Genomic DNA, 25,853 nt, shown 5'->3' on the forward strand with positions numbered 1-25,853 from the left:
CAAAACCTATAGTGTAAGCTTCCCCTAATTAGAACTGCTTGATTGTCCAAAAATATCATTTTTCATTCTCCTGTCGGTACCGACAGGAGAATGAGTTTTTGCGTATGCTACGGGGGCCATTTTTCCCAGTGCATTATGTGGTCTTACATTGTTGTAATCTTCCATCCAGGTCTCGGTTTGTTCCCTTACCTGATTTAGATCTTCAAAGAGGTACTTATTGAGAACGCCTCTTCGATATGTTCCATTGAATCTCTCTATAAAAGCATTCTGGGTTGGTTTCCCAGGTTGAATATACTGAAAGTCGATTTCTTGCATCTGGCTCCATTCTGAAGCGATCTTAGCAACAAATTCAGGACCATTATCCATTCTTATTTTTTTGGGTTTTCCCCTGCGATTAATCAAATGGTTCAATACCCAGACGACACGTTTGCTGGGTAGTGAAAAATCAATTTCTATATGCAATGCTTCTCGGTTGTAATCATCAATTACGGTTAAGCCACGGAAGCGTCTTTTGTTTTCTAGGACATCGGTCACAAAATCAATACTCCAGCAACGATTAGGAGCTATGGGAGCCTCCAGGGGTTCTTTAACCCTGGCAGGTAAACGCTTTTTTACCTTTCGTCTCAAACTTAAACCAAGTTTTTTATAGACCCTGTACACCCGTTTATGGTTCCAGGGCTTGCCTTCACTCCTTAGACGATCGTAAGCCATCCAGAAGCCTTCTTCGCTATGTTCTTTAGCTTTCTGTTGTAGAGCCTCTTCGATAGCAGTATCATCCTTTGGAATTGGCCTGTAATAAAAAACGCTTTTACTCATATTTAAAACACGGCACGCCCTGCTAATACCGTAACGCGTAAGTTCTTTGGCTATGGTTCTTTTACGGCAGGGCTCTAAAGCTTTTTTTCGATGATTTCTTTGGCCATTTGATGATCCAGGGATAGATTGGCATACATCTGCTTCAGCCTTCGGTTCTCCTCCTCAAGGTCCTTCAGGCGCTTCAGCTCCTTGCCGTTCATACCGCCATAACGTTCCCGCCACTTGTAGAATGCAGCTGTACTAATGCCATATTCACGGCTGATTTCTGCGGCCGTTTTTCCGTTATCAAACTCCTTTAAAATCTTTGCGATTTGCTGTGGTGAATATCTACTCTTCTTCATAATTACTGTTTAAAGTTATAAAATATATTATACTTTTAAACAGTTCGTTTTTAAGGGTAGCTTACAATAGAACTATTATCATCAGAGACTGCAAACATCCCTAGCATTATACCTGTAAATCCTCCTGCAGTTTCAGAACTTAAGTATCTTACATCCATTTTGTCAATGAAATTATAGTTTTCTCCATCAAGACAATACGAAAAATCATAATAATCATTACTACCTTCAATATTGAGGTAAACAACTTCTTCGTTAGAAAGCTCAGTTATAATTTTCTCATGGGTTAATTCTCCCAAAATATAGCGTAGCACTAACTGTTGTTTAGAATTATTTTTTTGTCTCAGAAAAAGGTCGTAGTGTGATTGATGATCCATAAAAACTGTTACTCCTGCTTCATCTTTTTCACTTGCATCTAATAGATTCAACTTTACAATAGAATTGAAATTAATGTGTTCCTGGCGTCGTGCAATTAAAGTTGGTGAGCCGTTATCGTTTAACGAAACGGGAGATACTTTTAGGTTTATAGATCCTTCCTTAGCGTTGATACTATAATTCTCCTTTATAGGGTTTCTAATATAATTCCATTTATGTCCGAGTTCTTTTTGAGTGAAATTTGCTGGCTCTTTTGAATCTTCAAATGGTTGTAATGCTAAAGTTGGAACGTTCATATCAAGGCTAACTGTTCCACTTTTATTAATTACCGGCCAGTTGTCATTATTCCAAGATACCGGAGCTAAAAAAGTTTCCCTACCTAGCATATGGTGGTTCCCTGATTGAGGTCTGAAGCCCAGAAAAACTACCCACCAACTTCCGTCCTCTGCCTTAGCAAAATCGCCGTGTCCGGTCCCCTGAATTGGACTTGTTTGGGTTTCTACACCGATATGGGTTAAAATTGGATTTTTAGGATTAGGTTCATATGGTCCTTCAATATTTCTGCTGCGGGCTATGGTTACTGTATGTCCATATTCTGTACCTCCTTCCGATAATAAAAGGAAATACCAATCGTCCTTTTTATAGATATGAGGGGCTTCAGGATATCTTCCTCCGGTACCACTCCAAATTGGTATAGGTTCTGAAAGTTGCTCACCTGTTTTAGGATCTATTTCAGAGAGGTATATTTGATTATCTGGATTTACGGTAAGATAGCATTTTCCCCCCTCGAAAAAGAGGGATGGGTCTATTCCCTTTTGTTCTAGCCATATTGGTTCTGACCATTCACCTTTTGGGTCTTCAGTATAAACTAAAAAATTACCTTTATGGGAAACATTTGTAGAGACCATATAGAAGACACCCTTATGGTAACGGAGGGTTGGAGCATATATACCTTCTGAGATCCCTGCATTTTGTAAATTAAGCTGTGATTCCCTTGTTAAGCAATGACCTATTTGCTCCCAGTTTATTAAATCTTTACTATGAAAAATTGGTACCCCTGGAAAATAGGCGAAACTACTATTTACCAAATAAAAATCATCCCCGACTTTACAAACACTGGGATCTGGATGAAACCCCTCAATAATGGGATTTTTAAAGCCCTGTGCGTTGCAAAGGACTATCGCAAAATGGAAGTAAAGAAGAAAAGGAAGTAGTCTGCTCATAGGTATGTGAAATCTTTAAACTTTTAGATATAATTACTCAGTTACCAAACTTGTAAATCCTGCTCCCTGTAATTGCAATGTAATCGAACCATTTCGCACCGATAATGTTTCCATTAATTCGTTTGATTTTTCTTTGTTAGTAAGGAACACCTTCATTTTGCTCACTTCTTTAGGTAAACCTGTTATTGTTACTTTTCGGGTAGCACCTTTATTTACCAGGTGAATAGCATAAATGCCTTTTTCCTTATCACCGTATGCAGCAGCAGTTATAGCGTCATTACTAGTGGTGATAGGAAGTGCGTAAAGGCCTTTTGGCGTATTACCTAATTGCTGAAGATTAAAAAATCTTTGAGTTGGATGTAATTCTTCTTCAGTATTCCCGAAAATACCACCGCCCGACATCGGTGAATAATCGGCGGTAAGCTGCCATTGTAGTATTGTTAAAGGTTGGGCTTTGTTTAATATCTTTAAATAGACATCAATTTCATCTAAAGCATAGGTAGGTTCTTCCAAAATTTGAGGATAACGCCATGCTCCAGCATCTATGCTCCCTTCCCCAATAAAGAGTGGCTTATCTACACGGTTTGAAATATCATACCATCTTAGAAGGTTCTCATCCGTCCATCCACGCCAGGAATGAAATGAAACCCCACCAATATAAGGTCGGCTTTGAGGATCGGTAGAAGCCGTGGTTGTAAAATCCCAGCCATTGGCATCAGCAGTGTCTCCCAGTAAAAATTCAGTTTTCAGTCCATTTTCCCGAAAATAGGCTCCCAATTCTTTAATCATTTCATTGTGATCTTCCTCTGTTTGGCGAACATCAATGCCTAAATCGGCTTCATTAAAAGAGAACATAACCGTCTCTACACCATATTCTTGCTTAAGATATTTAATATAGGAAGTAAGAGAATTATAAATTTTCTCCTTTTTTTGAAGGTTGAGCAAATTACCCCGATTTCCATTCATATCTAATCCGCTTGAAGGTTCTCCGATTATTGCCCAACGGGGAGCAAACCAGGCAGCGAGAATTACTGGGATTCCTTTTTTATCCAGGCGTTGCGCCATTTCCATAGCAGCTTCTACCTTTGGATCAAGGTTACCTTTTCTGGCTTCTTCAATAGGATCTTTACTTGAATCAGGATGCCATTCTCTCCAGGGCATTTCAACTCGTGACCAGGCAACTCTAAGATTTTTCAGGCTATAGTCGATTACCTGAGGATCTGTCTCAGGGTTTTGCAACCTGAAATTACCACCAATTCCATCGAATTTCTTCCCTTCCTGTTGAGGGAAAACTTTTAGTTCTACAATTGAATTATCAATTTCTCCAGTAGCTTTAATGCTAAAGGTATTGCTGTAGTTTTTCTTTGGCGAAATTTCACCCGAGGCAATCTCAAAATTTAACTGATAAAAACCTTCTGAATTTTTTCTGATTATAACCTTAGTTTGATGTTTAAAATCAATTACAAATTCTCTTGAAGGAACACTTACCACTAAACCTTCGGCTGGTGCATTATATAAACCATCCAAATTTCCAGAAAGATCATTACTTGAAAGTGATGATGGAGTTCTAAAGTCAAATTGAGTTTCCTTTCCAAACTCTTCAGGCAATTCTATTCGAAAAAACGCCCCATTGAGATCTAGAGAATCGGGAGAACTGAATTCAACTTTTATATTAGCTTTTCCTTTTTCAACATCGCTAATGGTTTGTTTCCACTTGATGCTATCCATTTGATAGCTGAATGTTTTAATACCCTGATTCCTTTTAAAATCTATATCTTGCCCTTCTTTTCTGGTAATCCAGGCATTATCCCAATTAGATTTCATTAAAACAAGGCTGGAATTAAATTCCATTAATTGATTGTCGACCCTGATGCCTGTCATATTTCCCCAGGTTGTAAATTCGGCCTGTGCAAGAATAGAAGGCGCCCCAATTAATATAAATAAGATGGTAAATAGATTTTTCATTTTTTATTTTAGTTTTTTGAATTGCTACTTGATTTTATTTCTTTTTATCTGTTTCTCTTGAAATAGTCTTTTCGAAATTATAAATAGCTTTTACTTTTTCTTCTGAGTTTGCAGTCTGTAACCAATTTGACCATACCATAAACCAACTCCATTGCGGTTGAGCTTCCAGTATATTTGGTTTTGGTAACTGCCCCACTTCGCCAAGAGCAATTGGCTTCCCGTCTGCAAGTTTTAAAAGCTCTTTATAATCTTTTTGCTCATAATCAAAGTGATAAATATCAGTGGCAAGGATGTCAACATATTCATGACCAGGATAAAATTCCTGATATTCAAACGCCTCGTCCTGTGGTATATCCCTTGGACCATTAGCATTCCACACCCAAATAAGATTATTTAGGTTGTGGTGATTCGTATAACGTTCGTACATTAGTTTCCATAATTTTTGATAACCTTCGGGACCTCTTTTATTTCCCCACCAAAACCATACACCATTCATTTCGTGGTATGGTCTCCACAAAACCGGAACATTAGCTTCCTTAAGTTTCTTTAGATGGCCTGCAACATTATCAATTTGGTCCAACCATTTTTCGTGAAGTGTAGTGCCTGGAGTTACTAACTCTTCCCAATCGGCATCGCTAATCTCGTTTTGTACACTATTAGCCCAGCCATATGGAGGAGTATCCTGAGGTCTTCCTACATGCCACATTAGTGTTACTATAGCTCCTTCCCGGTGTTTTTCGATAGCGGCCTCTACAATCCTTTCTCCTGGATCGGTTTCTCCGTTCCAGTAAAAATCAGTTCCCCAAACCGCAGGGAATTTTCCGGTAATGGCTTCAACTTGATTATAAAACTTATCAGGTTCCTCATTATAGCTGTGCTGTCCGGATAGTATATTATCGTCTAAAGAATATATATAATGCAATAATTCCTTAGCTTCCTGGGTGGCATTTTTGTTCACCGGTGCTTTTTGGCTAAATACATTGCTAAAAAAGATAAAACTGATAAGCGTAACAGCGAATTTCATGTAATTTATTTTTAAGTTTATTTATTCAGTAGCTTGTCTGCCGCCAGTACTAAGAATAGGTAATCTGTAGTACCTCCTCCCAAAACATATTCGGTTTGTTGCCAAAGGAATGGCCATTCTAAAAGTTCAGGAAAGTCGGGACGAATTAATGCAGTACCAGAGCCAATTCCACCCGGGGTAAAGGAAAAATCTCCGCGGTTCATGCCATAAGCCTGCGTTAAGGATCGAGAACCAACCCCTGATGCGAAAGAAGACGTGTTTACGCCCGGATGTGTTCCTAAAACAAAATTGAGTGCGTTTAGCATATATTTCTTCGGAAAGATTTCAGGAAAAGCGGTATGTAAGAAATACTGTTTCATCCCAAAATTCTGAATTCCCCATCCTGCACCCCAGATATCGGGTTCATAAGGCATTCCGTATGGAGTTTGCGCTCCTAATTTTTCTACTTCCTGGTAATAATTTTTGACGGAAGCTTTTATTTTATTTCTGAAATTTTTATCTTGAATTTCATTAAAAATTGGGGCCAGTACCCAACCGGTTTGCGCAATATTTTCAGAAAAAATTTTAATATTTTCTTTTATAAAATTTTCATATTTCGCTTCAGCAGTACTTCTAAAAAGTTCTACACTTAAGCTGAGTTTTTGCAAGGGATTATCTGTAGAGGTATTTTCCCAGGTTTTTATAGCAATTTCCAGGGCATCTTCAGCAAGTTCAGGATTAAAATCTTTTAGAGACCTGTAAGTGGCGGCCAGGGCTGCGGCGCTTTGTAATTCCCTACGCGGATTGTCTTCGGTAAAAACCCAGCGATCATCTGGAGCGCCTTCTTGGCCTAAGGGAATTTCTTTTGAAGTACTGGTTTCTTTATAAATCTTGCCATCAGAATGGTTTATCGGGTCGCCCAGCAAAACATATTGGTCTAAAGTAGGCACAATCACCCCGCGATAAAACCTGCCCAATGATTTATAACCATTAACAATATGTATGGTGCCGTGTTCTATTTGCTGAAGAAAATCGGGCTTTCCATCGGGTTGTAAAATATCTACGGTTTTGGTTTTTTGGTTTATGGTGGTATTATCATAACCCTCCTGGAAAATCTCATAAATATGCGAAAGTCCGTGGATGGTAGAAGCCTGGGATTCTATTCTAAGATCGTAATCTCCGGCATCGTGCCAACCACCGGCATCAAGTCCCGGTACGTGTTCGCCAGGTTGGAAACTGGTTAAAGTTTTAGACCCCTGAAGATATCCGTCAAAATGATTGGTATCTACCGGTGCCATCCTGGCATCGTCCAAATGGCAGCGTCCGTGCCAGATTTTATAGCGATCATTTACCAACATATGGCACATTTGGACCGGTAAGAAATACTCCAAAGTAGGTTGCCATATACCGCGTTTATAGATATTTTCGTTAATTTGAAAAGCTTCAGTGGTATAATCGCCATATTGAATCACATACATTCCCGGCTCTTTGATATCGGAGAAGTCCAGCTGATAATATTTATATCTAAGAAACTTACCCCATTCCGAAGGATTCTCTGAAATTACTTCGGTTAAACCACCTTCATTATTTACCCTTAATAATTTCGCCTTTTTCAGGTTAGTATCATTTTTATCGGTTTCTATCACGGCAATTTTTTCCTGAGCGGGGTGATAACCAACTTGGGAAATTTGAACTACGGGATCGTAAGTGTAATCTTCCAGGGTGTTCGGAGTAATAAGCCATTCTATAGCATTACTTGTAGCTCCTGATGGTACGAGAGACCTTACCACAAACCATCCGTTGCTATGCTGGGCACGGCCGTCTATTAATTCTAATTGATTTTCTTTTAAATTTTCAATTTTTAAAGTTTGTCTGGGTGTCCCGGGAGCAATAACAAGTTCTTTTCCCAAGGCCATAGGTTCTATTTGATATTCATCTTCATCATTATAATATCCAGGGCCGTTGGCCTGACGGTTAAAAAGACCAAATTCGTTATCCATATAGTAGGATTTCCCAAAAAGATAACCGGGGAAGAATTCGATATTCATACCTACTTTGCCGATCCATGCTTCGGGCAAAGCTTCATCAAGATCGACTACAATCTTAAAGGATTTTCCCTGAGGAATAATTTTTAGATTATAAGAAAATTCCAGGTCCGGATACTCAATAGGATTAAAGCCTTTTCGATTTTTGGCTTCATCGGGATAAGCCATTTTTACGCTAATTATATTTTTTTCTCTGTCCACGACCCGTTCTCCAACTTTGGGTACAGGTTGCCATTGCCCCGGAGTAGGTTCGAGGCGTAAATCGCCGTTGGTTGCTACTCTAATCCCGTTTTGTATAATTCCAACACCGCCTTGATGACTTTCCGGATAGAAATCGTGCGCAAGCATGACATTTAACCCGCGCATTTCAAGGTATTCCTCATCGTTAATCCTTAAACTTTCGCCCTGGTTTTGTGCAATACCAACTTTCGTCAAAAAGCAGCACATTAGAAAGGTGTATAATTTCAATTTCATTCTTATTAGATTTAGCTATAAAACTATGGAGATAGGTTAATAAGGATTTATACTATTTTATCAATTCATTATATGAATTTTTCAAAAGTGTATAAGGCAATGATTTTCTTTTATCTTTAAATTATCAAAAATGAAATTTAACGATATTAAAAGTTAACAATGAAAAAAATTATCCTATTAGTGAGTTGTTTTAGTCTTTTGTATTCCTGCAATTCAAATAAGTCGAAAAAAGATAATAATGAAATAGAAAGAGAAAATTCAAATCAAGCGTTAATTGCTGAATTTGAAAATGCTGCAGATAAAGATTTATTAAAAAAGTGGTATCCATTGGTAATAGATAAAGAAGACGGGGGATATTATAGTCAGGTAACGCACGATTTTAAACTAGGTGAGGAGCATAATAAAATGGTTGTGACTCAGGCGCGCCATATTTGGACAAATGCTAAAGCTTCAAAACGAAATCAAGAAGAAGATTCTTCTTATTTAAAGAATGCGGCTCATGGTTTTGAGTTTTTGAGAGATATAATGTGGGATAAAGAAAATGGTGGATTTCATAACCTAGTAAATAAAAGCGGAGAACCTATTATCAAAAAAGGTGAAGCTAAAACCGCCTACGGAAATTCATTTGCCATTTATGCTCTGGCAGCATACTATGATGCTTCTGGAAATGAAGAAGCACTTGATTTAGCGAAGAAAACCTTTAGGTGGCTTGAAGAACATAGTCATGATAAGAAATACAAAGGGTATTTTCAGCATTTAGAAATGAATGGTACACCAGTTAAGAGAACTGCGGAAATGGCTTCAACATCAGATATTGGGTATAAAGATCAGAACAGTTCCATTCATTTAATGGAAGCATTTACTGAATTATACAGGGTGTGGCCTAATGATCTCGTGGGTGAGCGTTTAGAAGAATTACTTTTGATCATTCGGGATACTATCGTGAATGACGATGACTACATGAACCTATTTTTTGAGCGGGACTGGACTCCAGTGTCCTTTAAAGAAAAGTCTAAAGAAGAAATTAAGAAGCATTACTATTTAGATCACATTTCTCCTGGCCACGATGTGGAAACTGCTTTTTTAATGTTAGATGCTTCTGAAGCCTTAGGGCTGAAAAATGATAGCCTTACTTTGCAAACCGCGAAAAGAATGGTTGATCATAGTTTAGAAACCGGTTGGGATAAAAAAGTAGGTGGCTTTTATGATGGCGGTTACTATTTTGAAGGAGAAGATGAAATTACTACTGTGAATGATAAAAAGAATTGGTGGGCACAGGCAGAAGGCTTAAACACTTTATTGATTATGGCTGAAAAATTTCCTGAAGACGAGACTAATTATCGCAAATATTTTAACGAATTATGGAGCTATACTAAAACATATATGATGGACCAGGAGCAAGGAGGCTGGTATGAATGGGGAATAGATAAAACCCCAGGTGCCAAAACAGCTTTAAAAGGTCATATTTGGAAAGCAACGTACCATAATTATAGAGCTTTAAGTCACGTGGCAGATAGGTTGAGGGAAATGAAATAAATTACCTAGACTATCTCATATGCTGTGTAGGTAGAAAAATAACAGGGGGTCGTGTTCCCTGTTATTTTTTTGTATAATTTTAAATAGAAGGGTGGCATATATAAAATGTGTGAAGCGGAATTCGATTGTCATACAGACTAAGATATAAGCCAGAAGTACAATACTTTCAATAGCTCTATTGTTTTGGTTAAAAATGTTGCGTTCATAAAGACGCCACTATAATACGGCCAATCCCTATCAGAATTTGGGGTATAATCTTAAATCAGTTCCTTAGGTTTTATGAAAAAAGGGTGTAGACTTTTTTAAAGTCTACACCCTTTTATTTTAATTGGTCTCAAAAATGGGATTTAAACCCTGCAATTTTATTGCAGCACTTTAGTAGTGCGAAAAAATCTATATTTTCGTATTATGAGTTATCAAAGAAAAGGCTCTCATACGGTTAGTTATTTAACGTGTCATATTGTTTGGGTTACAAAATATCGTTACAAGGTACTCCGAGGAGATGTTCAAACTCGTTGTCGTGAACTTTTAATCCAAATATGTGAAGCTGAAGGTATAGAAATACTTAAAGGAGTAGTTAGTTCGGATCACGTTCATATGCACATCGAATATGCTCCAAAATTGAATGTAAGTAGCATATTGAAAAAACTTAAAGGTCGTACATCAAGGAAACTTCAACAAGAATTTCCAAAATTGAAGGAGCGTTATTGGGGACAACATTTTTGGTCAAGTGGTTATGGAGTCTGGAGTACTGGTAATATTACCGATAAAATGGTCAATGAATACTTGGAACATCACCGGCGTGATTCGAGTGATAATTCCAATTTTATATTGGAATAGTAAAGGGGACTTTTAGTCCCCAGTATTAATGAACCTCTGCACTTTTAGTGCAGAGTGGTTTAGTTTATATACGTGCCGCGAAAGTGCCATTCTTTTTTACTCGGTAATTGAGATTAAATGATCCGAGGCTTGACTTTAGATAGAATTAAATTATACTTTCCAATCTTTATGCTTCGAGAAACTGCTACGAAGTAGTTTTCTGATAATATTTATTCCAATTCCTTTGGGCTAAGCCTAAAAGTAAGCACATCGTGTGGGGAAATTCGTGCTTTTAATTTTTTGTCTGTATCCTTCAGATTTTTATCTCTCCAGATATCTTCAACTTTAAAAGTTGTTTCGTTGAAATCTACAGCATAATCAAAATCAGGGTCTTGAATTTTGTGTTTTTCCCAGTCAAATTCAACGTTCTTTTCTTCATCAGCACGATTCAGGAAAGTTACTGCCCATTCACCGTTGGAGAGTGGCTTGAACCAGGTTTCCAGACCATCTTCAGTATTGTATTTGAATGCCTGCACTCCAAGAGAGTCCTGGTTGATAGCAATCATTTTTTCATTGGTCAGAATATCTACTGTTTCAGGAGACATTTCGCGCAAATCATTTCCTGCAATTAAAGGAGCTGCAAGCATGCTCCACATAGTGAAATGCGCACGGTCTTCACTAGTGGTCATCCCATTACCAACCTCCATCATATCTGGATCATTCCAATGCCCGGGGCCGGCATATTTTCTCAGTCCCTCCTGCATATCTAGAATTTTTAGGACTCCCCAGGATGACCAGTCTCCATGATCTTCTTCACAATCCCAGCAATTGTAGATATCTCCAGTTGTTCTCCATGTATGTGCAACATCTTCTGCCCATTCCCAGGGCTGATTATCGCCCCACTCGCACATCGCAAAAAGAATTGGTCTTCCTGCAGAATATAAAGCATCCCTCATGGTACTATAGGCGCCAATTGGGTTAATATTTTCAGTATTACACCAGTCATATTTTAAATAGTCTATTCCCCATTCAGCATAAGTAATGGCATCCTGGTATTCGTAACCGCGACTTCCTGGTTCCCCCGCACAGGTTTCTGTTCCGGCATCAGAATATATACCTAATTTTAGTCCTTTAGAGTGAACATAATCAGCCAGTGTTTTCATTCCCGATGGAAAGCGCTCAGGATCCACTTGAATAAAGCCTCTTTCATCCCTTTCTCCATGCCAGCAATCGTCAATAATTACATATTCGTAACCAGCATCTTTCATTCCGCTAGCCACCATGGCATCGGCTGTTTCTTTTATGAGGTTTTCATTAATGTCGCAGGCAAAGGTATTCCAAGTATTCCATCCCATTGGTGGGGTATCTGCCAGGTCTTCAGATTTTTGGGCAAAGCTGTTTAAACTTAAAAGTAATGCTAAAAAAATATAAGTGTTTGTTCTGATCATTATTATTGATTTTTTTGATTAAAAAAAATTCCCTGAAAAAAAGATCCCAGGGAATATGGCTAATTAAATTTGTATGGTTTAGTGTTCTTCAAAGCGCACATTATCTATGGCAAAATTTAGAAGTGTATCGGCTCCTTCAAAGGCCATCCCAAATTCGGCATCTACCAGGCTGAAATCAGGCTGGTTTAATACAGATGCGGGAATGCTGACTGTGGTCCAGCTTCCACCGGTATCAAAAGCTTCACCGGTATCGTTCCAGGGCTGCCAATCGTAAAATGCGTCAACACCTGATGTAGCATTGAACCTTATTCTTATCATTCCCTCACTTATTGGTTCCAAAGTATAAATATCAAACTTAAGGTTGTAATCATCTAAATTTGAACCCACCACGTCTGCACCAAAAAAGGTATCATCATTTCTCCAAAACAGATCTTGCCAGCCGGTTCCCCCAGTCTGGAAATTAGTTCTTCCATAGTTGCTTCCGTCCAAGCTAATGGATGGATCATTCTCTACAGTTGTATTTCCCCAGTATGGATCCTTACCATCCCAGTCAAAAAAGACAGCTTCACTATTTGCTACCGGCTCTGGCCCGCCACAACCCGGGGTATCGAAACGCACATTATCTATAGCGAAATTCAGTAAAACATCGGCACCTTCAAATGCCATCCCAAATTCGGCATCTACCAAACTAAAATCTGGGACACCTAACACTGAAAGAGGGATTTCAACAGTTTCCCAACCATCTGTGGTATAAGGTTCCCCGGTATCGTTCCAAGGCTGCCAATCATAAAATGCATCTACTCCGTCTGAATCATTAAACCTAATTCTAAACATTCCTTCACTAATAGGCTCTATTACATTAATATCAAACTTTAATACATAATCCTCCAGGTTATTGCTTACCACATCAGCGCCGTAAAAAGTATCATCATTTCTCCAGAACAGATCCTGCCAACCGGTTCCACCGGTTTGAAAATTGACTCTTCCATAGCTACTTCCATCTGGGCTGAGAGACGCGTCATTTTCAGAGGTTACGTTGCCCCAATAAATACCTTTATCATCCCAGTTGAAGAAAACAAGTTCTTCATCTCCAACAGGGCACTTTCCTCCTTCGTCTGAAGGTATTCCTAAAACGGGAACAAGGCTATTTGGAATAAGCACTCTATTTATTTCGTGAATTAAGCCATTTGTTGCACCTATGTTGGAATTTACAATTCCGGAGGGTATAGCGTCTTCAAAAGAGGGTCTTAGCCTTGCATTTTCCCCAGTTAAGTCGGCAGTAATAATTTCTTCTTCAAACAAGGTGGTTATTTCCCCGCCATCGGTAAGCTGGCTGCTCATTAAAGCACCTTCACGTAAATGGTACATTAAAAGATTTGAAAGGGCTTCCAATTCTTCTTCAGATTCAAAATCATTCAAGCTTTCAAAATTTGTAATTTGTGCAAACAAGGCTGTAAACGCATCGTTATTTGGAATAAAAGCTGTTAATTCCTGTTCTTCATCTTCTAAAATACTGGTTAAACCAGCTTTTTCAACGGCAGCTAGAAAGGAAGAATATCCCCTGTCTTCACTACGTTCTTTAAGGTTAAGCGTAGCTCCTAAAATTTGTTGAAACACATCTTCTGGCAATAGCACCTTATCTACACCGTGTACAACGCCATTTATTCCCTGGATATCGGTCGTGGTAAAATTGGTGTTAGTGTAACTAGCATCAGATATCACTGCATCCGCACTAATTGTTAGAATTTCTCCTTGAAGGGTTGTTTGCTCGGTTTCGGCGATGACCTCTGATAATGTATTAGCTCCTGAAACCACATGATGTTCTAAAACCTCCTGCAGGAGGTCAGCAGGGATATCGCTAAGGTTTTCCCATCCAAAAGCTCCGTTCAGTTGCATCATGAAATTCTCAAAAGCTGTATTTGTAGGGGCAAAGACTGTAAATGGATAAAGTTCATTATCAATAGCTGTGGTTGATAAAGCTTCATCAAGGCCAGCTAGTTCAATAGCTTCCGAAAGCATTGAGAAATTAGGGTTCGCCTGGGTATGATCATAAACAGTGGGGGGTAGAAGAACACCATCTATTTGATGTAAAACACCATTCGTAGACCCTATATCTGAGGAGTTTGCTATTAGCGAAGCAGTTCCATTAAGAGATATACCACCCTCTGTATTTAAAAATAAACTTAGATTGTTCTCTTCCGGTCCTATAGCCATTGTTGCAGTATAGCCTGTTGATAAGGTGGAAGAGAAATCGGCAGTAGTAGTACTTAAAATATGATTTAGTAAAATATTTTCTAATTCGGTTTCACTTAATCCTGAGATATCAACCTCATCAAAAGCACTGTTATTAGGAGCAAATACTGTGTAGGTCGTCGTACTCCTAAGTGTGGAGTCCAGTCCAGAACTTTCTAAAGCTCCGTAAAGGCTTGAGAGGTTCTGTGTCTCACTTATAATTTCACTTAAATTTCTTGGATCATCACCGAGTTGCGGGTATATCTCATCGTCCTTATCGCAGGAAGCCAACCCTGCAACAACAGCTAGAATAACCAGGTAGTATTTTTTTATCATTTCTATGTGTTTTAAATTCAAAAGCATTAATAGGCTTTACAGAGATTTAATTTCAGTAAAGCCCATTTTTTAAAGGCTACAGGAAGCCAAAGTCATCTATATAGAAAATATACTGAGCTTTACCAGTGCCTGAAGATTCCTGAAAGTCTATGCGATTAATTACCGCAGGTGCTCCTCCATTAGGGAAGAATTCCGAAAGCGGAATAACGTATTTAGTCCATTCTCCGGGAATTAGTTCTACTGTAACCTGTCCTGCAAAATCGTTGATTGCAATATTAACTGAGTCTCCGGGGTCTCCTGTTCCGTACAAGGAAACTGTGATAGATTCGTATTCATCAAAGGCTATGCTAGGCGATAGGAATGTTAATCCGGCCCACGCTTCTCTAACACTTTTTATAGAATACTGTCCGAGAGCTTGTTCTTCGGATTGAAGTTCAAAAGTACCTCCCCATTGGCTCATTTCCCAATCTGGATTTAGATCGTCTATGTAAATTGAATAATTAAACCCATAAGAATCTGATTGTGCGGAAGCCCCCCTTGAAGTTTCTATGTTAATAAATGCCTGTTCAATTCCAGATGGAACGGCAACGGTAACTTCGGTTTCAGTTACTGAGAGAATTTCGGCTTCTCTTTCTACAAGGTTACCAGCTTCTTCTGTTCCTGATGTGAAAATAACATTGGAAGTTTCAGAAAAATCGCCACCCAAAAGTGTTACGGTCTTTATACCTTCTTCCGTAGTGCTCTCCGTAAAATCTGTGATTGTCAATAAAGAAAAATCATATTCTGTAGTACCACTAAGGTTTTCTACCATCATAATGTTATCTTGACCAACATAAGGAGCTGTCTCTGGTATTGTAACAAAAGCCAATTCATTTGTGCCCAGGGCCGGATTGAAACCTGCTCGTTCCCCATTAAAATATATGCCTATTATAGAACTTAGGTTTTCACCTCTTATAATATAGGTGTTTTCTAAAGTACCTTGTGTTACTGGAACATCTTCTCTTGCTTCGCTAACACTGGTAATTACAGGCGGCGCATTGTTATTCTCAATATCTGGCGTGTCGAATTCGTCACTACAAGAGGTAACTACTAAAAGTAAGATTAATAGCGTGAAAGAAAGCGAACCGATTTTTATATTTTTTATATACATAATTTAGTCTTTAAAATTATTGTTCGTCATCAAAATCATATGGTACCGGTGCCTCAAGTAAAGCTGGATTATTTTGAGTCTCATTACTTGGGTATGGAAATGTTAAATCTTCCATGTTTGGAGTAAACATTTCAGAAGTTATGGTAGGCGGAGTAGTATCATTATTAAAAGTTCCTCGCTCAGTTTGAGCTAAGAAATCTAGAGCGAAATCTGGTCCCCTTCTAACTACATCATACCAAAACTCAAATTCAAAAGCTAGCTCAATCCTTCTTTCATGAAAGATATCTTCTATCGTAGGGTTTTCTATATTTTCGAGGCCAGCTCTTCTTCTTACTTTATTTAATGATTCTGTTCCTTCGGCTACTGAACCTCCGCCCATCAATGCTGCCTCAGCGTGAATAAGCAAAAGCTCTGCATAACGCATAATATAGGTGTTATTAGGATAACTTTGCATACCACCACCTCCATTAGTCTCTGCGTTTCCTACTACATATTTCTTAATTCCCACATTAGTTCCCTGGTGATTTACATTTTCGGAAACTGTGTATCCACCATTAAGATCAGGATAATAAGAACCTGGATCCATTATGGTTGCATAATAACGTTCGTCTTCTTCCTGATCCTCATAAGCTTCCTGTAAATCTATTGATGGGCCTATTGCTGAGTAACCATCGGAAAAACCAGTAATTCCTGCCTGTGCAAAAAGGGACTGCAATCCGTTTCCTTCTGAATATTGGCCTGAGGTAGACCATTGAAGTGCGAAAATTGATTCTGGATTATTATCATTTGCTGTTAAGAATAAATCATAATAACTTCCCGTTGGATCACCATCCTCTGCATCACCTCCGTATAATTTGAATTCGCCAGAGTTTATTACTTCATTTGCTAACCTATAGGCTTCGGAATAATTTTCTTCATAAAGATAAATTTTGGCTAACATTGCTTTAGCCGAACCACTTGAAACACGGGCATTATTTTCATAATTGGCGCCCCTTGTTTTTTCATCCAAGTTTTCAATGGCGAATTGGTAATCCCTTTTTATAAACTCATATACATCTTCAACAGGATTACGAGGTACTACCGGCTCCAGGACATACTCATTGTTGTCTGCAATAATAGGAACGGAACCAAAGATTCTTACCAAGTAAAAGTATGCCGTGGCTCGTATAAAACGTGCTTCTCCGAGTGCATTATTAACTACATCCTGCGAAACATCTTGACTTACCGCATCCGGCAACGTATTAATTAGAGTATTTGATTGTCCAATTACTGCATATAATGACTCCCACGATTGAGTAAGGGTGCCGTGTTCTCCTGTTATGGCAAAATTGCCAAAATCTGAGTTTCTGGCATCCCAGGTACGACCATTTCCTGAACTTAACTCTCCAATGGCCCAGGCTACATTTGTGATAAAATTAAACCATGGTTTGGAATATAAATGATTTGTAGAATTTGTTACCTGATCCTCTGTATTATAAAAGGTATCTGCACTATACGAATCTTCTGGTGGCCGATCGAGGAATTCTTCACTACAAGCGGTGAATAATATAATTGCGGAAAAAAGTACAGTTAATTTTTTATTTATAAGGTTCTTCATCATCTTCAATTTTATAATTCAACATTTAATCCAAGGGTATATGTCCTTGGCGATGGATAACGCCCGTTGTCTAATCCCTGCAACAAGGCATTTTGATTATAGGCGCCAACTTCGGGATCGTAACCAGAGTAATTTGTAAAGGTGTATAGGTTTTGGACACTACCGTAAATTTTAAGGTTGTTTAGCCCTATTTTTTCTGCGAAATTTGAAGATAAATTGTAGCCCAGGGTTATATTTTGAACCCTTAAATAGGAGCCGTCTTCAATATATCGATCAGAAATATTGATGTTAGGGGTATCATTCCTGGCCAAACGCGGCGCAGAAGCATCTGGGTTATCTATAGACCAATAATCCAAAACAGAAGGAGATTGGTTTACATAGTAGAGGTTTGCGGCGGTTAAAGTCCTATCTACTGCGTTAAAAATATCATTTCCATAAGATCCCTGCAGAAAAACAGAAAGGTCAAAATTGTTATAAGAAAGGCTATTCTGGAAACCAAAAGTGAAATCTGGGTGCGGGTTACCTATAACGGTACGGTCATCATTATCTATTACCCCATCGTTATTGATATCCTTGTACTTTATATCCCCCAACCAGGTGGTCCCAAAAAGGGCATCTTCGAATGGTCTTCCAAATTGTACAGCAGCACCTTCAAAATCTTCAGTAGTCCTAAATAATCCCTCTACCTGGTAGCCGTAAAACATACCTACAGGATCACCAACCCTGGTTAGCGTAATGTTTTGGTTGGAATCGTTAAGGCTTATATCCCCATTTATTGTTAAATCTCCTAGCAATTCGTTTACTTCATTCTTATAATGAGAGAACGTAAGGGTGGAATTCCATTGCAATGCTGCTTCAGGAGCGGTACTGTAGGCAATTGTAAGGTCAAGACCTCTGTTTACCATCTCTCCAAGGTTTACCCATGGAGCTGTAATCGCCCCGGGGGAATTTCCGCCGGTAATAAAATCTGTTACTGCTAGTTGATAAAGAAAGTCACGAGAAACCTTATTATAGACTTCTACAGTAGTATTTAATCTTTGATCAAAAAGGGAGAAATCTAAACCTAAGTTAGTTTGTGTAGAGGATTCCCAAGTAAGCCCCGGATTCTCAAAATTAGCGAATTCAAATCCAGTGCCAAGACCTGTATTAATTGTATTTAACCTAACGCCGTAAGCAAAATTAGGGATAGCCTGGTTTCCTACTTCTCCGTAACCTCCATAAAGACGGATGTTTTGAATGGCATCAAAATCTTGCATGAAATCTTCGTTGGATAATCTCCAAGAAGCTGAAATGGAAGGGAAATATCCCCATCTGTTTCCTTCGGCAAATTTTGAGGAGCCGTCAGCACGTAGGGACGCAGTAACATTGTATTTATTATTAAATGAATAAATAAAGCGCGTGAAATAAGACTCCAAAGCCGAACTTCCGCGGTATTGATCTGTAAAATCGTTAGCATTACCTGTTCCTAAGACCGGCATTTCATTACCTACAAAATTCCCGTCCTGGGCGATAACACCTTCCCATTTAGATTCCTGAACTTCCTGCCCGAACAATGCGGTGATATCATGATTATCTCCAAAGGTATTGTTATAGGTAAGTAGGTTTTTAATGATCCAGAAATCATTATTTTCCCTTCTTACATTTAATTGATTCTCTCCACGATTCAAAGCTCCGTAGGTAAATGTTGGTTGAAACCTATCGCTTATATTATTGCCGAAATCTCCACCAAATTCCGTTCTGAAGGTCAGGTTTTCGTGAAAGGTGAATTCTGCGAAGAGGTTACCAAAAAAGCGGTTTCTAGTAAGGGTGTTATCTATGTTTAATGCTTCTGCTATTGGGTTTCTTATACCGTAGGCGATTTCCTGTTCTGTAACCGGTCCAGCAAACGAACCATCAGGATTATAAACTGCAGTGGCAGGATTGTTTAAAAGGGAAAGCGAAATAATACCATTACTTGCATTATTCAAAGTAATTTGATCGTTCGTGCGGCTACCTGTTAAAGTAATTCCTGTTTTGATCCAGTCGTTTACGGTAGCATTTACATTAGCTCGAACCGTTGTTCTATCAAATGAGGATCCAATCACTGTTCCTTCCTGATCAGTATGGGAGGCTGATAGGAAATAATTGATATTTTCTGATCCTCCGGAAAATGAAAGCTCGTGATTCATCTGAAATGCATTATCAAATATCTCTGCCTGCCAATCGGTTCCCGGGCCCAATAAATCTGGATTTAAAAACTCAATCTGTTCATCCAAACCGTAGATTGCCCCAATAGTATTTTGTAGTGTAGCATACTCCTGGAGGTTCATCACGTCTATTTTATTTGTAGGTTCCTGAACTCCAACATAAGTGTTGTAGGTAAGTCTTCCCTGCCCTTTTTTCCCTTTTTTAGTTGTAATTATAACCACCCCGTTTGAACCTCTGGAGCCGTATATTGCAGTGGCAGAGGCATCTTTTAAAATGTTAATAGATTCAATATCATTAGGGTTTATAGAAGCCAGGGGGCTGACATCTGTTGCTCCGGTTCCTGCTCCAATACCACCATCAGCTGTTGAACGCCCGCTTGTAGCAATATTCCTGGAATCTCCAGATACAGGTACGCCGTCTATAATATATAGAGGTTCACTTGAACCCGTAATGGTATTTACACCCCTAATTTTTACGGAAACTGCGCTACCTGGCTGCCCGGAATTTCGTGTAACCATTACACCGGCTGCTTTTCCCTGCATAAGTTGATCCACTCCAACTTGCGGAATATTTTTAATGGCTTCCGCATCAATCCTGGAGACCGAACCACTAATTTCCTCTTTTAATTGAGAGCCATAACCTATAACCAGAACTTCATCCAGACTCTCAGAATCTTCGCTTAGAGTAACACTTAATTGTTCCCCACCAGCAACTTCAACCTCTTTGCTTATAAAACCAATAAAGCTAAAAACTAAAGTGGCACTTTCACCGGTATTAATTTCAAAATTACCGTCAAAGTCTGTGGTGGTCCCGTTACTAGTATTTTTTACTAAAACGTTTACGCCTAATAATGGCATACCGTTTTCATCGGTAACTGTTCCGCTTACTGTTTCTTGTGCTTGAATTTGTTGAAATGAGACCCCAAGAAAAAAGATTAAAAAAAGAGGAGGGTATTTTATGAAACCACTCCATCGTTTTAGTAGAATTTTGTACATAAAGACTATTGTTTGAATATTGTTTAAACAATTAAGGTTTTAGAGATTTTGATAGACTTGTATTGAGGCATCTATAAAATCAGACCTAATTTTTTAGCATACTCAAAAATAGCTTAAAAGTTAAGTTAGTGTTAATATTATTTTATCATTTGCTAATAATATTTTTCCATTTATTATGAATGTGCAAAGGAAACCGATTCAAAATTTTGTTATTAATAATTCGAAACAATTAAATTGCTAAAATCTAATTACAATTTCTTAAAAATTGAACTATTAATGATCGGTTGTAGTAAGTATAGTTCTAATGAAAGCACCAGACTCTGACCAGGATTCTTTTTTCCCAATATCTTTTGGAAGGGAGTTAGGTTTTAAAGCGGCAGAGGCTTCATCTTTATCGGCGATAGACCAGTTACACCAAGATATGTTATATCTATCCATAAAATCGAACCATTTCTGGGTATTTTCTTTATAGACTTTACCATCTCCATTTGCTTCTGTTGTGCCAAATTCAGTCACAAAAATGGGCAATCCTGCTTTTATTGCCTTTTCTGCTTTGAGCATCAATTCTTTCTGATGTGTACCAGCATAAAAATGAAGGGTATATGCAATATTATCTTCCTTTATTGGGTTCTTTGCGGCTAAGTCTACATCCTGCGACCAGTTTGGTGTGCCACAAACGATAATATTGTTTTTGTCAAATTTTCTAATCTCCTTTATGATTTCTGTGTGATAAGGTTTTAAAACCTCATTCCAGGAAACATCCAAAGGTTCATTATATAGTTCGTAGATTATATTAGGGTGATTTGCATATTTTTTTGCAGTTTCTTTAAAAAACCGCTTTGCTTCGTCTAAATGGTTTTCGGCATTATGGTCGTGCCAGTCTACAATAACATAAAGGCCTAATACAATAGCAGCATCAATTACGCGGTAGACTTTCTGTTTTTCCTGTTCTGGGTTTTTTAAAAAACCTTCATGTTCTATCCCCATTGCTGCTCTTACTACATTTATTCCCCAGTCTTCTTTCAGATTTTTTATAGTTTCATAATTATAATATTGAGGCTGCCATTGGCTCCAAAATAAAGACATTCCTTTAAGTTGTATGACTACGTCCTTCTCGTTAAGAAGCCGTGTGCCTTCAATTTTTAGCTGGCCGTTGAGCTTAACTGGGGACTGGTCTTGTTGTGCCTGAAGACTGCTAAAGATTAGAATAGCACAGAGGAAAAAGATGATTTTCTTTGTCATTTTATTTATAGTTTAGAGGACTCTTTTTATTCCACGGAATTCTTCCCGGTACTGGCTTGGTGTACAATTTTTATTTTTTTTAAAGACCCGGTTAAAATTTGCAATGTTATTGAATCCGCATTTAAAAGCAATTTCTGCAACGCTAAGCTCCTTTTCTATTAACCACCTAGCTGCATAGCCTATTCTGGTATCATTTACATATTCAATAAAAGTTTTTCCAGTTCTTTTTTTAATAAAGCGATTGAAAGATACCTGGCTCATATTTACCAATTCAGAAATTTCAGCGAGGGAGATTTTATTATGATAATTTTCCTGAACATAATCGTAAATAATCCTTATCTGCTCACTATTTTCAAAATCTTTGTTATTAGAAGTATATGTGGATAAGAGACGTTGATTTCTAGAAGTAGCTAAATCGTGCAAAATAGAAATCAGCTCGAGAAAGTAATCAATACTATCAATTTTAGATAGCTGAAGAATTTTAGGTTTAATTTCATTCGCGATTTTTTCTGAAAATAAAATGCCGTGAGCAGATCTTTCAAACATATCCTTAATAGGCTTCATAATTCTTCGGCTCAACAACCTATTATCAAATAAGTCATCGTGAAACTGAATAGTAATTTCGTGAATTTTGTCATTGGTGCAATTATAAAGTTCCCAGCCGTGTTGAAGGTTGGGGCCTACCAGTACTAATTCTATGTTTTCAATTTCCTCAAGACTGTCACCGATAACTCTTCTAACTCCTCTGCCATTCAAAATAAAATTTAGCTCATATTCGGGATGAAAATGAATGGGAAAGTCAAAATCATCTTTAATTCGGTCGAAAACAAGAAAACTATCTTCTGGAGCTAAAGGTGTGATTTCTCGATGAACATCTCTTGTCATAAATTTGATTTTGTTAGAATTGGAAAAAATTTCATCATTAAATGACAAAATCCTATTAATTTGATATTAACAATCGCGCTATTTTTGATTTTTAATAATTAATAGCTGCTTCAAAATAGTTTTTAATAAAAAACTGAGGTTAAATATAAAATAACATTTTTTTAATAATAAAATATTTTGTCATTTTTCTTGCCTTTAAATTAAATCCTAATGAAGAAAATTTTCATATCAGTAATACTTATTCTTCTCTATTTGAGTGTAATTAGTTGCGGAAGCTCCTCAAACCTTGATTTAAGCAATATTAATACTGCAAATGAAAAAGCCACGATAGGAACCAAAATTCTCTACAAAAAAATAGAGGAAATTTCGAAGCAAGGAATAGCTTTTGGTCACGAAGATGCAACGGCCTACGGTGTGGGTTGGAAAGATGATGGCGGGAAAATACAAAGCGATGTAGAAAAAGTAACCGGTAAATTTCCAGCGGTACACGGCTTTGATGTAGGACATATTGAATTAGGACGATCACACAATTTAGATACAGTTTCTTTTGAATTAATGAAAAACCATATTAAGAAAATTCATAAAGAAGGGGGTATGATTACCATAAGTTGGCATCTTAATAATCCGCTTTCTGGGGGTAGTTCATGGGACTCAATTCCAGCTGTAGCATCGATTCTAGAGGGTGGAAACCAAAGAAAAAAATATGAATTATGGATAGGGAGACTTTCCAGTTTTTTAAAATCGCTTCAAGATGAAAAAGGGGACTATATACCTATAGTTTTTCGACCTTTTCACGAAATGAATGGTTCTTGGTTTTGGTGGGGAGGAGAGAATACTACACCAAAAGCTTACAAGCAATTATGGAAGGAAACTTATAGTCTTCTAAAGAAACAAAAGGTTAACAATTTATTATTCGCATTTTCACCAAACACTCTGAGTTCAAAGGAAGAATTTGATACGTACTATCCGGGAGACGATTTTGTTGATATTATAGGTGTAGATGTTTATAATCACGATGGAGATGAAGCTTTTACTAAAAGTTTAATTTCCAACATTGAGATACTAAAAAATAAAGCACGAAATTCAAACAAGCCTTATGCGCTAACCGAAACTGGTAATACTAAATTCGGCGAAAACCCAAAATGGTGGACAGAAGCTTTGTATCCAGGAATTGAAGGCACAGGAATATCTTGGGTACTAGTATGGAGAAATGCGCGCCCCAATCATTTTTTTGCTTCATTTAAAGAAGATGTTGCTAAAGAGGATTTTAAAGATTTCGAGGAATTGAAAGAAATATTATTTCTACCTGAAGTTAAAAAAATCGATTACTAATAAAAAATAAAGAATGCTACAGGAGCTTGATATCCTAATTATACTATTATATCTAATTGGTACCATAGTTATTGGCCTTGCCTTGAGAAAAAAGGCCCAAAGAAGTAAAGATGATTATTTATTAGGTGGTAAAAACCTGCCCTGGTACATGATGGGTCTTTCTAATGCTTCTGGAATGTTTGATATTTCCGGGACTATGTGGTTAGTTACATTAACCTTTGTATATGGTTTTAAAAGTATTTGGATTCCTTGGTTATGGCCTGTGTTTAATCAAGTTTTTTTAATGGTATACCTATCAGCATGGCTCAGAAGATCTAATGTAACTACCGGTGCAGAATGGATTTTGTTTCGATTTGATAGTGGACGTGGCGGGAGATGGTCGCATACAATTATTGTAGTTTTTGCTATTTTAAGTTGTCTTGGTTTTCTAGCCTATGGATTTATTGGATTGGGAAAATTTGTAGAAATTTTTATCCCGTGGGAGATTATTTCAGCCTACGTGCCATTTAATGTTCCTCCGGCTTACATACCTCATTTTTATGGAACTATATTCACTCTTTTTGCAGTTTTCTATTCAGTTTTAGGTGGTATGTCTGGAATCGTCTGGACCGATTTATTGCAATATTCTATAATGACAATTTCTTCTATTGCTATTGCAGTAATTGCGTGGCAAGCTATGGGCGAGAATACACTTAATGTTCCCGAAGGATGGGCAAATCCCTTTTTTGGTTGGGAACTTAATATGGATTGGTCTGGAATAATCAGTGAAGTTAATACTAAGATAGCTTCAGATGGATATTCGCTTTTTGGAATATTTTTCATGCTTATGTTGTTTAAGGGAATTCTATCGAGTATTGCTGGACCTGCCCCGAATTATGATATGCAGAAAATTTTATCTACAAAATCACCTTTAGAAGCGGCCAAAATGAGCGCCTTTTCAATAGCGGCTTTAATTCCTACACGATATTTAATGGTAGGCGGTTTTTCAATATTAGGTTTGTTGTTTTACGAAGAATTAAACTTAACCACTGCTGGAATTATTGATTTTGAAAAGGTACTTCCAGCTGCAATACAACAATTTGTTCCTGTAGGTTTATTGGGACTTTTATTAGCTGGTTTATTAGCTGCTTTCATGTCTACATTTGCAGGAACCTTAAATGCAGCCCAGGCTTATCTTGTAAATGATATTTATTTAAAGTACAGAAATCCGCTAGCTTCATCATCAAAAGTGAAAGTAATGAATTACAGCAGCGGAATTGTTGTTGTATTAATAAGCATAGTGCTAGGCTTTTTTGTACAGGATGTCAACTCAATTCTACAATGGATAGTTTCCGCTCTATTTGGTAGTTACGTAGTTTCTAATGTTCTCAAATGGCACTGGTGGAGGTTTAACGGTGAGGGATATTTTTGGGGAATGCTCTCTGGGATTATTCCCGCACTCATTTTTCCAATTTTTACGGATACGCTAGATTTATATTATTTCCCCATAATTCTTTTAATTTCAGTTGCAGGAAGCATAATCGGAACCTATTCGGCACCTCCAACTGATGAGGAAGTTTTAATTAATTTCTATAAACAGACAAGACCATGGGGTTTCTGGAAACCTATTTATAGTAAAATTAAGGCTTCAGAACCCGGGTTCGAGAAGAACACAGCATTTAAGCGTGATATGTTTAATGTAGTGATAGGCACACTTGCTCAAACCCTTTTAGTGATTATTCCATTATACTTAATAATGCACAAAAATATTTCAATGATTGTGTCTATTGTAATTCTCATTATATGTGTGATAATACTGAAGAAAAATTGGTGGGATTATATTAAGAATGAACCAAATATTACCAGAAAATAAGTT

General features: G+C 37.7%; 16 protein-coding genes. 4 read left to right on the forward strand and 12 right to left on the reverse strand.

What is annotated here, in order from left to right:
- Positions 1-24 precede the first annotated feature (24 nt).
- From APB85_RS05570 to APB85_RS05590, 5 genes are all read right to left on the reverse strand, one after another.
- A protein-coding gene (locus tag APB85_RS05570) for an IS3 family transposase (protein WP_103294421.1) occupies positions 25-1,157 on the reverse strand; the annotation gives its coding sequence in 2 pieces (ribosomal slippage) (positions 25-896 and positions 896-1,157; 1,134 coding nt in all).
- 50 nt (positions 1,158-1,207) lie between these two features.
- On the reverse strand, positions 1,208-2,752 hold the full coding sequence (locus APB85_RS05575) for a glycoside hydrolase family 43 protein (protein ID WP_103294422.1): 1,545 nt from the start codon (positions 2,750-2,752) through the stop codon (positions 1,208-1,210).
- A gap of 33 nt (positions 2,753-2,785) precedes the next feature.
- Positions 2,786-4,717, reverse strand: a complete 1,932-nt coding sequence (locus APB85_RS05580; RefSeq protein ID WP_057481867.1) for a glycoside hydrolase — start codon at positions 4,715-4,717, stop codon at positions 2,786-2,788.
- Between the two features lie 34 nt (positions 4,718-4,751).
- The gene (locus APB85_RS05585) at positions 4,752-5,741 is read right to left on the reverse strand and encodes a glycosyl hydrolase (protein ID WP_057481866.1); all 990 of its coding nucleotides are present in this window, start codon (positions 5,739-5,741) and stop codon (positions 4,752-4,754) included.
- Positions 5,742-5,758: 17 nt separating this feature from the next.
- Entirely contained in the window at positions 5,759-8,239 is a 2,481-nt protein-coding gene (locus tag APB85_RS05590; RefSeq protein ID WP_083482202.1) for a glycoside hydrolase family 9 protein, read from the reverse strand.
- Between the two features lie 159 nt (positions 8,240-8,398).
- Here APB85_RS05590 and APB85_RS05595 point away from each other — a divergent pair, with 159 nt between their 5' ends.
- Together APB85_RS05595 and tnpA are read left to right on the forward strand one after the other, a co-directional pair.
- Entirely contained in the window at positions 8,399-9,775 is a 1,377-nt protein-coding gene (locus APB85_RS05595) for an AGE family epimerase/isomerase (RefSeq protein ID WP_057481865.1), read from the forward strand.
- A 408-nt stretch (positions 9,776-10,183) separates the two neighbouring features.
- On the forward strand, positions 10,184-10,615 hold the full coding sequence (tnpA, locus tag APB85_RS05600) for an IS200/IS605 family transposase (RefSeq protein ID WP_103294424.1): 432 nt from the start codon (positions 10,184-10,186) through the stop codon (positions 10,613-10,615).
- Positions 10,616-10,824: 209 nt separating this feature from the next.
- Here tnpA and APB85_RS05605 read toward each other — a convergent pair whose 3' ends face one another.
- The 7 genes from APB85_RS05605 to APB85_RS05635 all read right to left on the reverse strand — a co-directional run bounded on the left by APB85_RS05605 (position 10,825) and on the right by APB85_RS05635 (position 22,666).
- The gene (locus APB85_RS05605) at positions 10,825-12,042 is read right to left on the reverse strand and encodes a glycoside hydrolase family 27 protein (RefSeq protein ID WP_057482358.1); all 1,218 of its coding nucleotides are present in this window, start codon (positions 12,040-12,042) and stop codon (positions 10,825-10,827) included.
- Positions 12,043-12,120: 78 nt separating this feature from the next.
- Positions 12,121-14,610, reverse strand: coding sequence for a glycan-binding surface protein (locus tag APB85_RS05610; protein ID WP_160319255.1), 2,490 nt, complete (start codon positions 14,608-14,610; stop codon positions 12,121-12,123).
- Between the two features lie 76 nt (positions 14,611-14,686).
- Positions 14,687-15,760: a hypothetical protein gene (locus APB85_RS05615; RefSeq protein ID WP_057482360.1), complete on the reverse strand. Its 1,074-nt coding sequence runs from the start codon at positions 15,758-15,760 to the stop codon at positions 14,687-14,689.
- A gap of 16 nt (positions 15,761-15,776) precedes the next feature.
- The gene (locus APB85_RS05620) at positions 15,777-17,360 is read right to left on the reverse strand and encodes a RagB/SusD family nutrient uptake outer membrane protein (RefSeq protein WP_063870594.1); all 1,584 of its coding nucleotides are present in this window, start codon (positions 17,358-17,360) and stop codon (positions 15,777-15,779) included.
- 8 nt (positions 17,361-17,368) lie between these two features.
- Complete coding sequence (locus APB85_RS05625) at positions 17,369-20,539, reverse strand: SusC/RagA family TonB-linked outer membrane protein (protein ID WP_057482362.1); 3,171 nt, start codon at positions 20,537-20,539, stop codon at positions 17,369-17,371.
- Positions 20,540-20,812: 273 nt separating this feature from the next.
- On the reverse strand, positions 20,813-21,781 hold the full coding sequence (locus tag APB85_RS05630) for a glycoside hydrolase family 5 protein (protein WP_063870595.1): 969 nt from the start codon (positions 21,779-21,781) through the stop codon (positions 20,813-20,815).
- Between the two features lie 12 nt (positions 21,782-21,793).
- Positions 21,794-22,666, reverse strand: coding sequence for an AraC family transcriptional regulator (locus APB85_RS05635; RefSeq protein ID WP_057482364.1), 873 nt, complete (start codon positions 22,664-22,666; stop codon positions 21,794-21,796).
- A 210-nt stretch (positions 22,667-22,876) separates the two neighbouring features.
- Between APB85_RS05635 and APB85_RS05640 the strand changes: the two genes are divergently transcribed.
- Together APB85_RS05640 and APB85_RS05645 are read left to right on the forward strand one after the other, a co-directional pair.
- On the forward strand, positions 22,877-23,998 hold the full coding sequence (locus tag APB85_RS05640) for a glycoside hydrolase family 26 protein (protein WP_057482365.1): 1,122 nt from the start codon (positions 22,877-22,879) through the stop codon (positions 23,996-23,998).
- Positions 23,999-24,011: 13 nt separating this feature from the next.
- A complete protein-coding gene (locus tag APB85_RS05645) occupies positions 24,012-25,850 on the forward strand; it encodes a sodium:solute symporter family protein (protein ID WP_057482366.1) in 1,839 nt (612 codons plus the stop codon).
- The last annotated feature ends 3 nt before the right edge of the window (positions 25,851-25,853 follow it).

It is taken from the genome of Salegentibacter mishustinae (genome assembly GCF_002900095.1).
Classification (GTDB): Bacteria; Bacteroidota; Bacteroidia; order Flavobacteriales; family Flavobacteriaceae; genus Salegentibacter; species Salegentibacter mishustinae.